The 18,338-nt window shown below is 60.4% G+C and carries 12 protein-coding genes and 1 pseudogene; 4 read left to right on the forward strand and 9 right to left on the reverse strand.

Annotated elements, in window-relative coordinates:
• Positions 1–155: 155 nt before the first annotated feature.
• Positions 156–1,172, reverse strand: coding sequence for a succinylglutamate desuccinylase/aspartoacylase family protein (locus HNO86_RS20345; protein ID WP_175378725.1), 1,017 nt, complete (start codon positions 1,170–1,172; stop codon positions 156–158).
• 232 nt (positions 1,173–1,404) lie between these two features.
• Here HNO86_RS20345 and HNO86_RS20350 point away from each other — a divergent pair.
• Positions 1,405–1,833: pseudogene (locus HNO86_RS20350) on the forward strand (TetR family transcriptional regulator C-terminal domain-containing protein); the annotation flags it as partial.
• Here HNO86_RS20350 and HNO86_RS30295 read toward each other — a convergent pair.
• From HNO86_RS30295 to HNO86_RS30470, 5 genes are all read right to left on the reverse strand, one after another.
• Positions 1,789–2,793 carry a DMT family transporter gene (locus tag HNO86_RS30295; RefSeq protein ID WP_256672697.1) on the reverse strand — a complete coding sequence of 335 codons (1,005 nt, stop codon included), beginning with the start codon at positions 2,791–2,793 and terminating at the stop codon, positions 1,789–1,791. The pseudogene HNO86_RS20350 and the gene HNO86_RS30295 overlap by 45 nt on opposite strands.
• A complete protein-coding gene (locus tag HNO86_RS20355) occupies positions 2,793–3,491 on the reverse strand; it encodes an ABC transporter permease subunit (RefSeq protein ID WP_175378727.1) in 699 nt (232 codons plus the stop codon). Before HNO86_RS20355 ends, HNO86_RS30295 begins: the two co-directional genes overlap by 1 nt.
• Before the next feature lie 31 nt (positions 3,492–3,522).
• A complete protein-coding gene (locus HNO86_RS20360) occupies positions 3,523–4,236 on the reverse strand; it encodes an ABC transporter permease (protein ID WP_175378728.1) in 714 nt (237 codons plus the stop codon).
• A gap of 280 nt (positions 4,237–4,516) precedes the next feature.
• The gene (locus HNO86_RS20365) at positions 4,517–5,299 is read right to left on the reverse strand and encodes a transporter substrate-binding domain-containing protein (protein ID WP_175378729.1); all 783 of its coding nucleotides are present in this window, start codon (positions 5,297–5,299) and stop codon (positions 4,517–4,519) included.
• A 28-nt stretch (positions 5,300–5,327) separates the two neighbouring features.
• Positions 5,328–7,331: an aminotransferase class I/II-fold pyridoxal phosphate-dependent enzyme gene (locus HNO86_RS30470; protein WP_175378730.1), complete on the reverse strand. Its 2,004-nt coding sequence runs from the start codon at positions 7,329–7,331 to the stop codon at positions 5,328–5,330.
• Between the two features lie 239 nt (positions 7,332–7,570).
• Here HNO86_RS30470 and HNO86_RS20375 point away from each other — a divergent pair, with 239 nt between their 5' ends.
• The 3 genes from HNO86_RS20375 to HNO86_RS20385 are packed head-to-tail and all read left to right on the forward strand — an operon-like array spanning position 7,571 to position 11,259.
• The gene (locus HNO86_RS20375; protein WP_175378731.1) at positions 7,571–9,112 is read left to right on the forward strand and encodes a TolC family protein; all 1,542 of its coding nucleotides are present in this window, start codon (positions 7,571–7,573) and stop codon (positions 9,110–9,112) included.
• A complete protein-coding gene (locus tag HNO86_RS20380; RefSeq protein WP_175378732.1) occupies positions 9,105–10,226 on the forward strand; it encodes an HlyD family secretion protein in 1,122 nt (373 codons plus the stop codon). Before HNO86_RS20375 ends, HNO86_RS20380 begins: the two co-directional genes overlap by 8 nt.
• Positions 10,216–11,259, forward strand: a complete 1,044-nt coding sequence (locus HNO86_RS20385; RefSeq protein WP_175378733.1) for a DUF2955 domain-containing protein — start codon at positions 10,216–10,218, stop codon at positions 11,257–11,259. Before HNO86_RS20380 ends, HNO86_RS20385 begins: the two co-directional genes overlap by 11 nt.
• A gap of 47 nt (positions 11,260–11,306) precedes the next feature.
• Here HNO86_RS20385 and HNO86_RS20390 read toward each other — a convergent pair whose 3' ends face one another.
• The 3 genes from HNO86_RS20390 to HNO86_RS20400 all read right to left on the reverse strand — a co-directional run bounded on the left by HNO86_RS20390 (position 11,307) and on the right by HNO86_RS20400 (position 18,265).
• Positions 11,307–14,957 carry a hypothetical protein gene (locus HNO86_RS20390; protein WP_175378734.1) on the reverse strand — a complete coding sequence of 1,217 codons (3,651 nt, stop codon included), beginning with the start codon at positions 14,955–14,957 and terminating at the stop codon, positions 11,307–11,309.
• Positions 14,958–15,035: 78 nt separating this feature from the next.
• Positions 15,036–16,868, reverse strand: coding sequence for an ABC transporter ATP-binding protein (locus HNO86_RS20395; protein ID WP_178131289.1), 1,833 nt, complete (start codon positions 16,866–16,868; stop codon positions 15,036–15,038).
• 107 nt (positions 16,869–16,975) lie between these two features.
• Positions 16,976–18,265, reverse strand: a complete 1,290-nt coding sequence (locus tag HNO86_RS20400; protein WP_306167732.1) for a DegT/DnrJ/EryC1/StrS family aminotransferase — start codon at positions 18,263–18,265, stop codon at positions 16,976–16,978.
• Between the last annotated feature and the right edge of the window lie 73 nt (positions 18,266–18,338).

The raw sequence follows: 18,338 nt of genomic DNA on the forward strand, positions 1-18,338 counted from the left end.
ACTCCGGCCAGAACTTGGGAGCCGTAACGCACGCTCTTTTGTAGCCGCTGGCAAAGCCTGCGGCTACAGGGGACGGCGTTACGGGTTGCGGGCAGCCTAGGGCAACGCTTTGCGCTGCGGTATTCGGGTGATCACTCTCGGTCTAAGTGTTTTCTTTAGTTCGGATCCAGCAGCCCGCCGCTCCAATTGCGCGACACGCGGGTGCCGGTGAACTTCGCCACGCCCATGCCCTGGCCGATCAGGCGGTCGCGGTAGCGGGTGACCAGGCGTCCGGTCTGTTGCGCGTACAGCACCACTTCCGAATACGGATCGCCGGGGCGGCGCAGGATTCGGGCGAAGCGCTGGCCTTCCTCGACGAGATCACCCAGTTCTTTCTCGAAGATCAGCACGCCGGGTTGCGGCGCGAGGATGGTTTCCATATGGCCCATGTCCACCGCTTCGACGGGCCAGTCTGCAGCTACCGGGGTATCGTCGATCACGCCGTATCCGCACAGCCAGGAGTAAAGGCCGTCGGCATCCTGCCCGGCGAAGTGATCGCTGACGTCGCCCTGCCCGCGCAACTCCAGGGTCGCGGCCATGTGCCGCTCGGCGCTGCCTTCGCGCAGCCAGGGAGCGATGATGGTTTCTTCGAAGGAGCCGTCGCCGCCGTCGTCCCAGATGATCGCCACGTCCATCTTCATCGCCACCGCCAGGTCACGACCGCGCGGCCAGAAACTGCGGTGCACGTAGAGGTAAGGCAGTGCTTCGTCATCGGTGTGCAGGTCGAGCATCACATCCGCCGGCGCCGCCAGTTGCACCAGTTGCTTCTGCCATTGCTGGACCACGGTGGAAGGCTGTTCCATGGCCGCCGACTGATCGAAGCCACGGTTGAAGTTATGCCCGGTGGCGTCGTGATGCCGACCGAGAATCCGCCCCTGACGGAACTGGCCGATGCCCAGCGGATTGGCTTGAGGCACCACGGTGATGCTGCCCTTGAGCCAGCCCTGCCGCTCCGCCACTTGCAGGCGTTGCATCAGCAGGTGCAGCACCAGCATCCCGGCGATTTCATCGGCATGCACGCCGGCCTGCAAGTGCACAGTCGGACCGCTGCCGTCACCGACGAACCGCCATGCTCCGACCTGAACTGTGCCACCGTTATTGTTGTGAACGTTGAACGAAACATCCTGCGCCATATGATTGCTCCCCCTGTCCTGTATCTGCCCTGAGTGTCAAAAGCGTCGTCGTGAACGAGACTGGTGATTGAACGTGTGTTCAACTAAGCTCGGCAACGTGGAACCATTCAAGGAATCTCCCGTGACCACACCTGCCCCGAAAAACCGTCGTGCCGAAGCCGATGAACGCCGTGAGTCGCTGGTATCCGCTGCCCTGCGCTGTCTGGTCCGCGATGGCCACGCCGGGCTTTCCGTGCGGCGTATCGCCACCGAGGCCGGTGTCTCCGTCGGCTTGCTCAATCATCATTTCGGCAGCATCGATGCGCTGATCGCCGACACCTACCAGAAGCTCGCCATCGAACTGACCACCGCCCTGCGCAATGAAATCGATCAGGCCGGCACGCCGGCGCAGAAGATGGATGCGTTCCTGGTCGGTTCCTTTTCACCCAGGGTCCTGGACCCGCAATTGCTGGGCGCCTGGGTGGTGTTCTGGAGCCTGATCCGGCATTCCGAACACGTAAGCCAGGCCCACGAAAAAAGCTACGGCACCTACATCGACCTGCTGTGTCAGCTACTCGACGACCTGGCGGTCAGCGAAGGCTTCAAGATCCACGACACCCGCCTGGCCGCCATCGGCCTATCGGCGATGCTCGACGGCCTCTGGATCGAGTGGAGCCTCAACGCCGAGACCTTCAGCCCGGCCAACGGTCTGCACATCTGTCGCTGCTGGGTAAAGGGGCTGCGAAACGGAGCATTCAGCGCCGACGACGTCCTGTGAGGCGTGTCGGCCGAAGATCATCGCCAGGGTGCCGCTGACCGCGATCAGGCCGGCACCGATCATCAGCGACACATCCATCAGCGTGCCCCAGACCACGCTCGACAGCAGGAACGCCCAGATCAGCCCGGTGTACTCGAACGGCGCCAGCACCGTAGCCGTAGCGCGCTGGAAACTGGCGAACAGCAAGAACTGCCCCGCTCCACCCATCAACCCGGCAGCGAGCATGCCCAGCCACGCCGGCATCGGCGTCGGGGTGTGGGTCCAGGGCAAGGCCACGGCCATGCAGATCACGAACACCACATTGGTGATGAGCATCTGCTCCAGCACCGAAGTCTGGTCATCCACCTGACGCAACTGGATGTAGGTAAACGCCCAGAACACCGCCGCCAGCAGGGTCAGGACGATCGGCAGCGGGTCGGTCATGTTGTTGGGACGGCAGGCAATCACCACGCCGATGAAACCCAGGATCAGGGCGAACCACTGCCAGCGGTTGACCTGTTCCTTGAGAATGCTCGTCGCCAGCACGGTGACCATGATCGGTGCCGAGAAATACAGGGTGGTCATTTCCGCCAGGGTCAGGTCCCGGGCCGCCGTGTAGTACAGCAGCCAGGCCGCAATCGACAGCAGGCCGCGCACCACCAGCAGCCGCCGACTGGATGAGCGCCAGGCGCGGCGAACCAGTTCGGTGCGTCCCGCCAGCAAACAGGCGCCCGCCACCACGACGGCGCGCCAGAACAGAATGGTGAACACCGAATAGCCATCCACCAGCCACTTGATGCCCGCGTCCTGCAAGGACAGAAAGGCGTAGCCCAGGACACACAGGCCAATGCCTTGCAGTGAGCGATCAACCCGTGGCTGGTTCATCATGCGGACCTGCGCACCGGTGTGCCGCGACGTTCGAAGAAGGCGAACAGCGCTTCGATCAGGAACGTCAGGCAGATGTACACGCCGGCCACCAGCAACAGCGGCTCATAGACTTGCAGGGTCTGCGCCCGCACCACGTTGGCCGCGCCCAACAGGTCGATGACCGCGATGGTCGAGGCCAGCGCCGTGGATTTGAGCAGCATCACCGTTTCCCCGGCCAGGGTCGGCAACAGCAGGCGCAATGCCCGTGGCAGGCGTACCCGCAACAGGGTCTGGCGCGGGGTCATGCCGAAGGCCGAGGCGGCTTCCATTTCCCCTTTGGGCACCGCCAGCAGGCCGCCGCGAATCACTTCGCCGACGTAGGCGCCCACCGACACCACCAGGGCGAAGACGATGTACCAGTAGCCGTCGCGCATGTACGGCCAGAGGAAGCTGCCGCGGATCAACGGGAACTGTGCGAACAGGCTGCCCAGGCCGTAGTAGAAGATGTAGATCTGGATCAGCAGCGGCGTACCGCGGGTGACGCTGGTAAACAACAGGCTGACCTTGGCGATCAGCTTGTTTCTGGAGATGCGTGCCAGTGCCACCAGGATTGCCAGGACGAACCCCAGCACGCTGGAAATCAGCAGGATGGCGATGGTCGTTTGCAGTCCGCGCATCAGCAGCGATGCGTATTCGATTGTCCACGCTGGAATCATTTCGCTCTCTCAACCCGTTCGTTCGGCCCGGTTAGTCGACTATTGGCATCCAGCGACGAATGCGTCGCTCCAGCCGTCCCGACAAGTAGTTGGATACCAGCGTCACCGCGTAATACAGCGCCGCGGCGGTGAGGTAGAACAACAGGTACTGACGCGTCGAACCCGCGGCCTGCTTGGCGGTGTACAGCAGCTCGTTGGTCCCGACCACGCTGATCAGGGCACTGTCCTTGATCAGGTTGATCCACAGGTTGGCCATGCCCGCCATTGCATACGGCGCCATGATCGGCAGCGTGACCCGGCGGAACAGCGCGAAACCGTGCAGGCCGAACGCCTTGCCCGCTTCGATCTGGCCAAAGGGAATGGCCTGGATCGCCGCGCGGAAGATCTCCGAGGCGTAGGCGCCCTGCACCAGCCCCAGTACCAGGATCGCCGCCAGCGGGCCGCTGACGTTGACCGGGTCGTAGCCCATGGACTCCATCAACGAATTGAGCAGCATGGAGCCGACGTAGAACAGCAACAGGATCATCAACAGCTCGGGCACGGCGCGGAACAAGGTGGTGTAACCCCGGGCCAGTGCCGCAATGGGCTTGGGCGCGCCCAGCTTGAGACAGGCCACCACCAGCCCGACGATCAAGCCGACCACAAAGGCCCCGGCCGATATCTGCAGGGTCATCCCCAGACCCTTGAGCAACGCAGCGCCCCATCCCTGATCGCTGAAACCGATCATCTCGAACATTGTTGGCATTTCAGTCTCCGCATGACGAATTCAAACGTCTGCCATGTTCCCTGTGGGAGCGAGCTTGCTCGCGATGAACCAAAGAACACCGCGGGGCATCAGGCATTCCGCGTCATCGTTCACGACCATCGCGAGCAGGCTCGCTCCCACAGGTACTGCGCCGTCCGCTGTAGGAGCCAGCTTGCTCGCGATGGACTCCAATACACCGCGGGGCATCAGGTTTCCCGCGTTATCGTTGACGCCCCTTCGCGGGCAAGCCTCGCTCCTACAGGTATTGCGCTCCAGAAGGTCACAGCTTCGGTTTTACGCTGGTACCGAAGTAGCTCTGGGAGAGTTCGTCGTAGTCCTTGCTGGCCAGCAGTTCGGTGATGGCCTTGTCGAGCCTGGCCTTGAGTTCGGTGTCGTCCTTGCGAATGCCGGCGCCGACGCCCTTGCCGAACAGCGGGTCGTAAGGGACGGTGGCGAGCAGTTCGAGGCCCTTGGCGTCCGGGGATTTGACGAACGCGGTCATCGCGGTGCCGTCAGCCATCATCAGGTCGATGCGACCGGCGACCATGTCGGCGTTGGCCGAGTCCTGGGTGTCGTAGTACTTCACGTCGGCGATTTTTTCGTAGTAGGCCTTCAGGTAACTGGCGCTGACGGTGGAGTTCTGCACGCCGATGGTCTTGCCCTTCAGGTCATCCGGGTACTTGGCGACTTTAGTGCCCTTGGGGCCGACAATCGCGATCGGGGTGTCGTAGTAGGCCTTGCTGAAAGCGATCTGCTTTTCACGCTCCTCGGTCACCGACATCGAGGAAAAAATCACGTCGATCTTCTTCGCCAGCAGCGACGGAATGATCCCGTCCCAGGCCACTTCCTTGATCTCGCACTCGGCTTTCATTTCGCTGCACAGCTTGTGGATCAGGTCCACTTCAAAACCCTTCCACTCACCGTTGGCCTGCTTCTCGGTGTACGGCGGATAGGGTTCGGCCGCGACCGCGAAGCGGATCGGCTGGGCCTGCGCCGCGCTGATGCCGGCGAGCATGACGCAAGCCACGCCGCCCAACCAGTTTGCCAAACGTCGATTTCCCATGATTGTTCCCCGTCTTTTATTGATGTTATTAGCGAGTCTGATGAGCGTTGACGAACTGTCGGCAACGCTCGCTGCGTGGGTGTACGAACACATCGTCCGGCGTACCGGTTTCCTCGATCAGGCCTTGATGCAGGAAGGCGACCTTGGATGAGACATCGCGTGCGAAGGCCATTTCATGGGTCACCAGGATCATGGTCCGGCCTTCTTCGGCGAGCGAGCGGATCACCCGCAGCACTTCGCCGACCAGTTCCGGGTCGAGTGCCGAGGTGGGTTCATCGAACAGCATGACCTTGGGTCGCATGGCCAGGGCCCGGGCGATGGCCACCCGTTGTTGCTGCCCCCCGGAGAGAAACGCCGGGTATTCGTTGCGCTTGGCCGCCAGCCCCACGCGCTCGAGCAGCGCTTCGGCCCGTTCGGTGGCCTCCGCCTTGCTCTCGCGCAGGACCTGGGTCGGCGCTTCGATCAGGTTTTCCAGCACCGTGCGATGGGGCCAGAGGTTGAAGTTCTGGAACACCATGCCCAGGCTCGAACGGATGCGCACCAGCTGCTTGGCATCCGCCACCAGCGGCGCGCCGGGACGGGTGTGGTTCAAGTGAATGCTTTCGCCATCCACCAGGATGCGCCCCTGGTCCGGCACTTCGAGCATGTTGATGCAGCGCAGCAAGGTACTTTTGCCCGAGCCGCTGGCGCCGATCAGCGAAATCACATCGCCTTCGCGGGCAGTCATCGAGACGCCCTTGAGCACTTCGATGTTGCCGAAGCGCTTGTGCAGTTTTTCCACCTCGATCATGTTGCGCACGGTCACCGGCTGAATCAGCGGTTCGCTGGTCACGCGGGCGATTACAGGCTTGGGTGCTTCATCCCTGAGTACAAGGAGGAAGTCGCGGATGCGCTTGCACGCTTCGGCCAGCCGCTCTTCACCCATGGTGAAGGACAAACGCACGAAGCCCTGAGCCGGTTCGCCGAACGCGGCGGCATCGAGCACCGACACCCGCGCCTCACGCAGCAGCCGCCAGGCGAATTCCAGCGAGGTCAGGCCGGTAGCGCGCACGTCCACCAGCACGAACATGCCGGCATCGGGCTTGAGCACGGAAATCGCGTAACAGCCCGACAGCCCCGCCACCACCAGGTCACGACGGTGCCGATAGATATCACGCATGCCGTGGCTGACTTCGTCATGGGCCTGCACCGCCTTGAGCGCGGCTTCCATGCAGAACCCCGGCAGGCCGTAGAGCATGCTCAACACCAGGGTTTCAGCGTGGGCGACCAGCGCCGGATCCGCGACGATCCAGCCAATGCGCCAGCCAGTCATGGCATGGGATTTGGACAGGCTGCCGATCACCACGCAACGCTCGGCCATGCCTGGCAACGCCGCCAGGCTCAGGTGATCGCGCTCGAACGTCAGGCTTTCATAGACTTCATCGACCACCACCCACAGGTCATGGGCGATGGCCAGGTCGGCGATGGTCTGCAGCTCTTCGCGGTTGAGCACCACGCCGGTGGGATTGTTCGGGTTGGAGAGGAAAATCGCCTTGGTGCGGTTGGTGATGGCCTTGGCCAGTACGGCGGCATCGAGGCGGAAATCATCGTCCGCCGAGCACGGCACCCGTACCAACGTGGCGCCGGAAGCCTTGAGGGTCGCCTCGTAGGTCACGTACATCGGATCGAGGGCAATCACCTCGTCGCCGGCGCTGAGCAGGCACATCGAGGCCGTGAACAAGGCGTTCTGCGCCCCGGCCACGGTGATCACGTTTTCAGCTTGCAGTTCACGACCGAGGAGTTTGGAGTAACGCCCGGCGATGGCGTCGCGCAAGGCCTTGCGGCCAGCGATTTCGGTGTAGTGGGTGTCACCTTCGCGCAGCGCTTCGATGGCGGCGTCGGTGATGAAGTCGGGTGTCGGGAAGTCCGGATCGCCGACACTGAGAATGATCACATCCTCACCGCGTCGTCGCGCATCGAAAGCCGCGTAGTGAATATCCCAGGCCGCTACGCCTTGTCCTGAGATCCGCTCAACAAAGGGTGAAAACCGCATGCCAGTGCCTCGTTCAAAAAGAAGAAACGCAAGCCCGCAACCAGCCGGGAGAGTAGGTGGAAAAGAACATAATCCAAGCTGAACACTCGTTCAACAGAAAAGTGATGAAGGTGCGCGTTTAGCGCAAACAGGTCGTTTTTAATGCATTGGCGCCGTTTTTGCGTGACGGCTCGCGCAAACCCTCCGGGCGGCGTTTGGGCGGCTATGCTGCTGTGATATTCCCTGGCCGGAACCACGCAATGCCCTTACCCGCCCCTCCCTTGCTGCTGTTTGCCGCGCTCGCCCTCGTCCTGTCTCTGGACGGATGCGTACGCTTGGGACCGGATTTTCAGCCGCCCGCAGAGCCCTGGGTGGATCACTGGCATTCGCCACACCTGGAACAGGCCAGCCAGCGGGAACTGCAACCGGATATTCGCCAGTGGTGGTCGATTTTTGCCGACCCGACCCTGGACCAGTTGATCGCCGAAGCCGACACCAACAATTCCAGCCTGAAGATCGCCGGCCTGCGGGTCATGGAAGCCCGGGCGCAATTGGGCATCGCCGAAAGCGGTCGTTATCCGCAGCTGCAACAGCTCAGCGCCGACAGCGTGTATGTGCACCGTGACCAGTCCGGCGGACGCAACCCGGTGGACAGCCGTTTCTGGCAGCACAGCGCCGGCTTCGATGTGGGTTGGGAACTGGATTTCTGGGGACGTTTCAGCCGCGCCATCGAGGCCTCCGACGCCAGCTATTTCGCCGCCGAGGCCAATTACGAGGATGCCCTGGTGCTGCTGCGCGCCCAGGTCGCCGACAATTACTTTGCCCTGCGCACCACCCAGGCGCGCTTGCGGGTCGCCGAGGAAAACGCCCGCCAGCAGGAACGCAACTACGAGATCACCGAGAAACTGTTCAAGAGCGGCCAGAGCGCCGAACTCGACCTGCAACAAGCCAAGACCCAATACCTGGGCACCCTGAGCAGCATCCCCGGCCTGCAGGATCAGCTCGTGCGCCTGCGCAATGCCCTGGCGATCCTGATCGGCCAGCCGCCGGGAGAATTGCCGCTGGTGGTGGAGAACAACAGCCTGATTCCGCTGGTGGATCGCGCGGTGCTGCAAGACGTCCCGGCCAAGCTGCTGCTGCGCCGCCCCGACGTGCGCGCCGCCGAATTGAACGTCGCCGCCCAATCGGCGCTGGTGGGCGTTGCCGAGACTGACCTCTACCCGTCGCTGAGTCTGCTGGGCAGCATCGTCTGGTCCACCGACACACTGAGCGGCAGCTCCCGAAGTCTCGACCTGATCGGCGGACCGAGCCTGCGCTGGAACGTTTTCGATTATGGGCGCATCACCAACAACGTGCGGATCCAGGATGCGCGCCTGCAGCAACTGATCGAAGCCTATCGCGACAAGGTGCGCCAGGCTGCGCGGGAAGCGGATGACGCCGCCAACGGTCTGACCCAGGCCTTGCAGCGCGAACGTATCCTGCGCGAGGCCGAAGGCGCGGCGAAGCGCTCGCTGGAATTGGCCAACACCCTGTATCGCGAGGGTTACTCGGACTTTCAAAGGGTGCTCGATGCCCAGCGCGCGCTGCTCGATACCCAGGACAGCTACCTGGTCAGTCGCAGCGACGCGGTCAGTAACGTGATTGCCCTGTACCGGGCCCTGGGCGGTGGCTGGTACAGCGCCCAGGCCAGGATCGATCCGGCCACGCGCAAGCAGATGGAACAACGCACCGACTGGGGCGACCTGCTGTCCGAGCCGCAACCCGCCTCTTCCTTTCCCAACCCGGTGAGCAACCATGACTGACGCCGCGCCTACTTCCCCTGACGCCCCGCCGCCCGCCGACCCGACGAAGAAAGGCGTGAAATGGGTGTTGCTGCTGATCGTCTTGAGCCTTGCCTGGTATCTGCTGGCGGATCGGTTCACGCCCTACACGCAGCAGGCCCGGGTCGGCGCCTTCGTGATTCCGGTGGCGGCGGAAGTCGCAGGCCGGGTGATCCGCGTCAACGTGCGCAACAACCAGGACGTCAAGGCTGGCGATGTCATCTTCGAGGTCGATCCGCAGCCGTATCAGATCGCCGTCGACCGGGCCAAGGCCGATCTGGAGTCCACCCGCCGGCAGATCGGCGCGAGCACCGCCGGTATCGCTTCGGCTCAGGCCAGTTTGCGAGCGGCCCAGGCCAACGAACTCAAGGCGCGGCAGGACAATCAGCGCCTTGAAGGCCTGTATCGCCAGGATCCCGGCACCGTGTCCGTGCGTCTGCTGGAAGTGTCCCGGGCCAACCGCGAGGCGGCGGTCAGCCAGGTCGCCGCCGCCCGCGCCGAAGTCCAAAGGGCCCGGGAACAGGAAGGCGGCAGCGAGGAAGACAACGCCCAGTTGCGCAGCGCCGCCACCGCCCTGTCGAAAGCCGAGCTGGATCTGTCCAACACCCAGGTTCGCGCCCGCTCGGCCGGGCTGATCACCGACCTGCGCACCGACGTCGGCCAGTTCGCCGCCGCCGGCAACCCGGTGATGACCCTGATCGCGATCCATGACGTGTGGATCAGCGCCGACATGACCGAGAACAATCTGGGACTGGTCAAACCCGACACGCCGGTGAGGATCGTGCTCGATGCGCTGCCCGGCGAGGTGTTCGTCGGCCGTGTTCGCAGCGTCGGTTACGGTGTCAGCGTCGGTCAACCGACCGCCCCCGGCAGCCTGCCCACGGTACAGAACAGCCGCGACTGGTTGCGACCGGCCCAGCGTTTCCCGGTGATCATCGAGTTTTCACCCGACGCCCTGGCGATGCTGCGCGATAACCGTTCGATCCGCGCCGGGGGCCAGGCGGAAGTCATGGCGTTTCCCAGCGAAGGCAATCTGCTGAACCCCTTGGGCCGGTTCTTTCTGCGGCTGATGAGCTGGCTGTCGTATGTCTACTGATCCTGCGTTCAGTGGGCATCCGCGTTCGCCCAGGGTACAGCGCGCCCTGCGCCTGGCCACGGGAACTGCGTTGTGCCTGGCGGCCAGCTTTGGTCTGGCCCTGCCGATCCCCTTTCTGGCGCCGGTGCTGTGCGTGTTGTTGCTGGCCAGCGTCAATCGCCCGTTGCCATTGAAGGCCACAGTGGCGCTGGCGCTGATTGCGATGTTGACCACGGGCATCGGCCTGCTGCTGATCCCGCTTTTGCGTTACTTCGCCGTCAGCGGTGTGCTGTTGATCGACCTGTGCCTGTTCGTGGTGTTTCGCTTTGGCCTGCGCGGGGGCAACAACCTGATCGTCACCTTGCTGGTAATCGGCCTGACGATGATTTCTTCGGCCGGCGTCGCCGACTTCGACCTGGCACTTACGGTCATCCAGGCCCTGGTTGCGGGCTTGCTGTTGGCGGTCATGTCCGGTGTCGTGAGTCACGGTTTGTACCCCGAGCCGGACAATGCCCCACCCGCGCCTGCTGCACCGCAGATTGCGGCGGACGAAGTCGACCGGGTGGCCTTGCGTGCCACGCTGATCGTGATGCCGGCCTTCCTGCTGGCGCTGATCAACCCCGCCAGCTACCTGCCCATCGTCCTCAAGGCGGTGAGCCTGGGGCAACAGAGCTCGACCACCTCGGCGCGCTCCGCCGGGCGTGAGCTGGTGGGTTCGACCCTGCTCGGAGGACTGCTCGCTGTCGGGTTCTGGAATGCGCTGGGCCTGTTCGTGCACCTGTGGATGTTCTTTCTGTGGATGCTGCTGTTCGCCCTGCTACTAGCACGCAAGCTCTACGGCCTGAGTCCGGGCCGGGTTAGCCCCGGTTTCTGGCTCAACACGCTGATTACGCTGATCATCCTGCTTGGGCAGTCAGTGCAGGACAGTGCGGCGGGCAAAGACGTGCAGACCGCCTTCGCGGTGCGCATGGCGCTGTTCATCGCGGTCACCCTGTATGCCTGCTTGATGGTTCATTTGCTGGATCAACGGAAAAACACCAGTTTCAGGATTTAAGCAATTTCTTAATGTCCGTGCGGACATGGAACAACCCGACTTGTCCATCAATCCAGCGTTGCCCAATCGATGCCTTTTTCCAGTTCGAATCGACAGACAGGCCCAATCATCGACATCTGCCTCTGGATGGCCTGCTCAGCGGCCGCGGTATGCCCCCAAGGAACCGTGTCCAGATCCCGAAGCAGCCCCCCCAACGTTTCCTGATCAAGGCGATCACCGAGGCGTGCAACTAAAAAGTGTTTCGCGCGGCGAAATCGAAATCCGGTGCCGATCAGTTGCGAAGCCAAGGGCGATGCGCCAGTGCCCGCTACGGCAATTTCCGGCGTATGCCGCACGATCATCCCCGACATACCCGATAGCGTTGATGATCCTGCCGTCACGACTTTCCGCAGGTCATCCGCCAAGTCCGAGCGTTTGAACAGGCAAGCCGCGATCAGGTCATCGCCAACATTGAAGACAGCCCGTCCGGCAAGTTCCGAAAGCGCCTCTTTTGGCCAGTTGGCCGCCAGGAAAAGGCTGGCCTGACGGAGCAACTCATAGCGTTCGGACCACAACCTATCGTCCTCTGCCTCCTCGTTCAGCCAGTGCGCATATCCGTCAATCAAGCCTCGGCAATAATCGAATCCCCTACGCAGGCAACGCAAGAACAGACCACGAACGGTTCGGCTCTGCGCTATCGCGGCGACCGTCGACGACATCGGCAGGGCGTGCAAGGCGACGTACTGCGAAGCGTCCTCTAGCACCGCTCGATGCCGTACCAGTGTGGTGAGTATCGCCTTCCATTCCGACCCGTGAAAACGTTCAGCGAAACCGTCAACGGCTTCGTTCGCGACATATGAAAAATCATAGGAGGCGTCGAATAGCAGGCGCGTAACCACCACAAAGTGCTTGAGATCCTCATAATCCCAAGGTTCCGACCCTTGCGCATTGAGGCGGATGAACAGTGTCCAGGTACCCATCACCTGCTCACGCCGAATCGTCAGTTCTGGGAACATCCAGGTGCGCAATCGATCCAGGAATACCTCAAACGCCAAGATCCGAGCAATTTCGCGTCCTGGGCAATCAGGCGGTTCTGTCCACTCTACCGAGACCTGCCGCGGCGTGAACACGTAGCTCGCCTTGTGCGTTCCCATTGGAATCTGGATCTCGAGCAACTCCCGCTCAAAACGCAGTACCTTTGTCGAACGACTACTAAAGGTCGAACAGAAGCGTTCGAGCGCTTGTACGCGTCGGGGTAGGTACAACGTGTCAAGCTGCAGCCCCGCCAGCGAGTATTGGTGCAGGAGATTGTGTAGAACGTGCGCATTCTCATACCGCCCCGGTGTCTCGCGAGAAACCGCAATGGCGTCAAATTCGAATCGCCAGTTGCGATCTTTAATTTCGAATGAATCCGGGATCGCTTCATCAGTCCACTGGCGGAGCCAGATTTGAAAGCACTGAAGCACGGCGGCATCGCGCTCAGAGAGCGATCCCATGCACAGAAATTCGATCCACCCTTGCATCACCATGAGGTAACGACGGTAACTGGTCACGTCACCCTCTTCCACCGTGCGCCCCAGTAGCCCTTTCGACGAGGCGTCGTAAGTTTCGATTAGCGAACCTCTGATCTGCTCGGCGACGTGAATTAGGGATGTCTCGTACAGCGCGCCCCGGAGCGTCAAATAGGCATCGTTGAGTTGCTGAGTAAGCCGTTCCGTTGCATCCCCACCCGACACAATGCCTCTAAACGACGCTACTGACTGCCGAAATGCATCCGCCGATTCAAGGATTGCTGGGTTTTTGAGAGCCTGACGCTTAAGCAGGATCCCACTTGAGATCGACAACTCCAATGAACGGATGGATACCATCGCATCGACACACAAGCCATCTTCAAGATCGTGCGCCAACGCGTCGAGGTAGGAGACGGTCTCGCCAAGTTCATAAACCGGCAGTCGCGTACATTCCATCCTGATGAAGGTAACGCTCTCGAGTATCAACACAGCGTTGTCGCGTCGACACGCCATTAGTTGCACGGCGGCTGAATCGAGTAGGCGACGCAACGTTTGCGGCGGTACCCAGGACATCGCCGCCTCACAATCGAGGAGTGCCATGACGATTCGAAGGTCGCCACTCGCGGACAATGTGCAGGTCATCGGCGACAACGCCGCAAGATTAGGCAGTCCGCGCTGTGGCAGTTCCTGTGACACTCGAACGGCACATTTGTAGAGGTTCGCAAATTCAGTCAGCGCGTAGCATTCGTCTGCATATCCCACATTTCGTGACCGCCAGATTGCCGCGAGCAGAGAGGGTGACTCCACTATGCCGTTAGCAAGCTGTATCCACCTCGTCGACATCGGTTGTTCGGTGCGTGCGAGCAGCCGGTCCTTGGCTTCTCTAGCGATCGGCAGGCGACGCAACTCGGAAAGAAGATCGACACAGCCTTGCTCCAGCGAGCCATCAGATACCAGCACTTCATCGGTGAATACAAGCGCGCAGTCATCGGGTAACACAAGCTCTCGGCGAAGTTCGCTCTGAATAGATCGCAGCATCGTGGAGTCGCCGAGAATGCACGTGCCACGGTCAAATACAACGCAGTCTGCTCCGGTCGGCATGCATCGCGTGTCCATGCGCACACAGGTAATTGCCTGCTGGCGGAACATGATACCCGCGTGTTCCTCCGCACTGCCTTCATCAACTATCACCACCGCCACAGTGGCCTGCTCCCACGCGTTGAGCGCAAGATACCGGCGCCAAGCGCCCATGAGATCCGGTGCCACTAATGCTCGGCCCGAGGATCGGGCGCCGAGCATCAACAAACCAGCTTCCACTGCCTCGTAGCGCCCGATCAACGTTTCACGGCACGCATTGGTCAACACATAACGGTCGCGAAAGGCTTCGTCCTGAGACGCAGGCCGCACCTGTAGTAGGTGCAACCTTAGGACCGTCGTCGCGCGCAGATGGCATCCCCGCCAGAGCCTGAGGTCGGAGCACGCCGGACGCAAGGCCAGGGTCGTCGCCTGCGGGCCGGTATTCTGAGCGCTGGAGAAACCGAAGCCAAGCGTATGTGCTACGTTCATCAATTGCAGGTTTCTCGGCATGACGGTAGTCACGGACACAAATCCAAGTGTCGTCTCAATGCCCCATTCGCAATCGATCGCTACGAAGTCGAACGTTTGCATCAGCTCGTTGCACACCGCCTCCATGTGATCAAGAACGGCCGTGTCCAGATATGGCGAATGACCGTGGTCGACATCGTCGCAGACATCGATCTCCAGCAAAGGCTGCACGAAGCATGGAATGGCCTCGACATTGTCGTAATACCCCGACAGGGCCAACTGGCGTCGTGCATGTTCGGTTGACCCACTCATGGCCACAGCGGCAATGCTTTTTATCAGCTCCTGTGCCCCGTGACATATCAGGCTTTCGTAGCCGCCGGCATTGACGTGATCCGTCAAGTCCTCGTTACCAGCACTTCGCACGATCCAGGGTGCGGGACCACAAACCTCCTCCACACTTTGCACCAGCCGCGGAAAAGTTTTGTTCAACTCGGCTGCATAGATCGATACCGCGTCATCCCTCTGTACCAGGCCACCCGCCACTGTCAACAATGGGGCGATCGGAAAGATGGGCAGGACAAGGTTCGCCAGGGACTCGATCTTGCGAATATGCAGCAGTCGTTCCACCTTGGGTCCATAGAGCTGTTCTTCGTTAGTAGTCATGGTTTAGCACGCAGGATTTGATGAATGGGGTGGTACAGCGTGGAAATGGGCTGAACGCGTTCAAAAAGCCGCGCACTTTCATTTGGGGTCACCCAGGAATCCGCTGCTCTGGTGAGCCCACAACCTCGCGTAAAGACCTCCTTGCGAAAGCAGAGTCGTATGGTCGCCCTGTTCGACGACACGCCCCTCATCAAGCACGATCAAACGGTCCATCGCCGCGATTGTGGACAGCCGGTGTGCAATCGCGATCACAGTCTTTCCTTCCATTAACCGGTAAAGGCTTTGCTGGATTACGGCTTCGACTTCGGAATCAAGTGCACTGGTGGCCTCGTCAAGCAGCAAGATCGGTGCGTCCTTCAGCATCACCCTCGCAATGGCAATACGCTGACGCTGTCCGCCCGAGAGCTTGACACCGCGCTCACCGACATGCGCCTCGTAACCGCATCGCTTACTTGCATCGCCGAGATTGCGGATAAAAATGTGAGCCTCTGCGCGCCGGGCCGCCGCCTCAATCTGTGCCGACGTCGCATCGGGTCTGCCGTAAGAAATATTGTCGGAAACCGACCGATGCAGCAGCGAGACGTCCTGCGTGACTATGCCGATTTGGCTGCGCAACGAATCCTGCGTAACGTTTGCGACGTTCTGCCCATCGATCAGGATGCGACCGTTTTCTAGATCATGGAAGCGCAGCAGCAAGTTCAATAACGTAGACTTGCCAGCCCCCGATCGACCAACCAGACCAATCTTTTCACCAGGCATGACCTTGAGGTCCAGATCGTCGATCACGCGTCGACCATTCTCAGCGTAGCGGAAACTCACTCGTTCAAAGCATACCTCTCCACACGTTGCTATAAGCTCGACGGAGTCAGGTGCATCGAGAACGGCAGGTGGAATCGACAGTGTCTTCATGCCGTCCTGCACTGTGCCAACGTTCTCGAATAGGCTGGTCATCTCCCACATAAGCCATTGCGACATGGACTGCAGGCGCAACGCCATTGCGGTGCCAGCGGCAACGGCGCCCACACCTACCACACCTTGCGACCATAACCATAACGCGGTTCCTGTCGTGCCAATCATCAGCCCTATGCTAAGGAGATGGTTGACAATCTCAAAGGCACTCACTAGCCGCATCTCGCCGTAACCAGTGCGCATGAATTCGCACATCGCCTCTTGCGCGAACCCTGCCTCACGCTGCGTGTGCGAGAACAGTTTGACTGTGGCGATGTTGGTATAGGCATCGGTCACGCGTCCAATCAATAGCGTGCGCGCGTCAGCCTGCTCCTTACCGAACTTACCAAGGCGAGGCACGAAATAGCACAACACAGCAACGAAGAGGATGAGCCACACCAAGAAAGGCCAAATCAATTGCACGTCAAGCACGCTAACCAGGATGACCATAGTCGTTACGTATACACTCATAGCGACCAAAACGTCCGCCAGTACGAAAATGGTTTCACGCACTGCAAGTGAAGTTTGCATTACCTTGGCGGTAAGACGACCTGCGAATTCATCCTGATAGAAGGATATGCTTTGCCCCAACATTAGCCTGTGGAAGTTCCACCGCAGCCGCATGGGTAAGTTCACCGTGAGTGTCTGATGTTTGACAACGGTCTGAAGTGCTACGACTGCGATGCTGGCCACCATAACCGCTACTAGCCATAGTAATGTTTCACCCCGCTCGGCCCACAGGCGCGATGGCACCTGGAGGCTGAGCCAGTCGACGATGCGTCCGAACATAGCAATCAGCAGTACATCTAACGCCGACATTATCATTGTGAGTACTGCCATAGCGGCGATCTTGCCGCGTACACCTTGCGTGCAAGCCCATAGAAAGGCGAAGAATCCCCGGGGTGGCGGTGATGGCTCAGTAGCAGGGAATGGGTAGAGTAATTTTTCAAAAAAACCGAGCAAAATATAGCCTCACTGACGGTCCACGACTGATGCCAAACTTCCGACCGAATGGCGGCCATTGCTGTGGCACAGAGGACAATGCAATAAATGCGTTGCTACGCGTCCGCTCAAGTACGCGGGTTGTTGCCTATCAACCTGGCTACCTTTTCGAAGGCAGCAGCCACATGTTCTATCGCGTTCGTATTGGCCAACAGCATGCGATGAGGTAAAGCGATGCAGGACTTGGAAAACTCTTGCGCTATGGGCAACTGATAACGGGATGGATCGACCGCATCGGTGAATGCCTTTCCCAGTCCGAACCGGTTTCGCGAGAAGGGCTTATAGAGTCGATTCTGGTTAAGCGCGCTGTACATCGCCTTACATGGCAACCTAATTTCCGCAGACAGCGCCGCGGCGAACTGCTCAGAGCCTTGTGCCTCGACAATCCATTGTGGCAATCGCACCACATAGGTGTAATACGATCGTTCCGTGGTGCGAGGGGCAGTAGCTTGTGGCAGGAAACCAAGAGAATCCAGGAAGCTGTCCAGAACTGCGGCATTACAACGCCTATGCGCCAATTGCTCGTCCAACGCCTCCAGTTGCGCCACCAAAATGGCGGCATGAAATTCCGAGAGACAATGGTTACTGCCCATGATCTCTGCACTCTCGACCAACGCCATCTCATCCATTCCAGGCGGTTTCGCCGAAATCGTTCGTCCGTCGGCCCGCAGATGTGCTAGACGGCGAGCGAGGATCACATCATCAGTAATCACCGCCCCACCCTCTCCACTCGTTAGCAGCTTGCTATGCTGCATCGAAAAGGTACCTGCCGCTCCGAAGCAACCAACATGACGTCCGGAATACCGGGCGCCATGTGCCTGAGCGCAATCTTCAATCAACGGAATGGAGTGCGCTTGGGCGATACCCACCAGGCGATCCAGATCTGCGACTGCTGATCCTAGATGAACCACAGTGATTGCGCGTGTACGCGATGTGATTGCGCGCTCTAGTGCCACTGGATCAAGGCACCCAGAATCGGGCTCTACATCGGTCAGGACCGGGATAGCATTGATTCCAAGTACTGCGGACGCTGATGCGACCCAGCTGACGCCTGGCACAATCACCTCGTCATACGCGCCAACCTCGCAAGCCTCCAACGCCATGCTCAAACTGGCGGTGCCAGTCGAGGTTGGAACGCAATATCCGGCGCCAGTGTAATCGGCAAACGCCTTTCCGAAACGCTCCTCCCAGGACGGCTGACCACGATATTGACCACTGATGGACCACCGGTGGCTACCTAGCACGGCATTGATATTGCGCCTGGTGTTTTCAGTGCACTGGGGCCAATTGGGCCAATTCCCGTCGTGGACCGTAGCCCCACCGTAAATCGCTAGTTTTTCCAACATAGATACCTCCATCAATCAGGACCAATTCAGCCTGTCCCAGAAAGCCACTGGATGATGCCAGCGGTTGTTCCGGATCAGTTCTTTC

The sequence above is a fragment of the Pseudomonas sp. C1C7 genome, assembly GCF_013359595.1.
GTDB lineage: Bacteria > Pseudomonadota > Gammaproteobacteria > Pseudomonadales > Pseudomonadaceae > Aquipseudomonas.

Bases quoted from the DNA above. Each gene is read 5' to 3' on its own strand.
- HNO86_RS20345 (WP_175378725.1), bottom strand. From the start codon at position 1,172: ATGGCGCAGGATGTTTCGTTCAACGTTCACAACAATAACGGTGGCACA.
- HNO86_RS30295 (WP_256672697.1), bottom strand. From the start codon at position 2,793: ATGAACCAGCCACGGGTTGATCGCTCACTGCAAGGCATTGGCCTGTGT.
- HNO86_RS20355 (WP_175378727.1), bottom strand. From the start codon at position 3,491: ATGATTCCAGCGTGGACAATCGAATACGCATCGCTGCTGATGCGCGGA.
- HNO86_RS20360 (WP_175378728.1), bottom strand. From the start codon at position 4,236: ATGCCAACAATGTTCGAGATGATCGGTTTCAGCGATCAGGGATGGGGC.
- HNO86_RS20365 (WP_175378729.1), bottom strand. From the start codon at position 5,299: ATGGGAAATCGACGTTTGGCAAACTGGTTGGGCGGCGTGGCTTGCGTC.
- HNO86_RS30470 (WP_175378730.1), bottom strand. From the start codon at position 7,331: ATGCGGTTTTCACCCTTTGTTGAGCGGATCTCAGGACAAGGCGTAGCG.
- HNO86_RS20375 (WP_175378731.1), top strand. From the start codon at position 7,571: ATGCCCTTACCCGCCCCTCCCTTGCTGCTGTTTGCCGCGCTCGCCCTC.
- HNO86_RS20380 (WP_175378732.1), top strand. From the start codon at position 9,105: ATGACTGACGCCGCGCCTACTTCCCCTGACGCCCCGCCGCCCGCCGAC.
- HNO86_RS20385 (WP_175378733.1), top strand. From the start codon at position 10,216: ATGTCTACTGATCCTGCGTTCAGTGGGCATCCGCGTTCGCCCAGGGTA.
- HNO86_RS20390 (WP_175378734.1), bottom strand. From the start codon at position 14,957: ATGACTACTAACGAAGAACAGCTCTATGGACCCAAGGTGGAACGACTG.
- HNO86_RS20400 (WP_306167732.1), bottom strand. From the start codon at position 18,265: ATGGAGGTATCTATGTTGGAAAAACTAGCGATTTACGGTGGGGCTACG.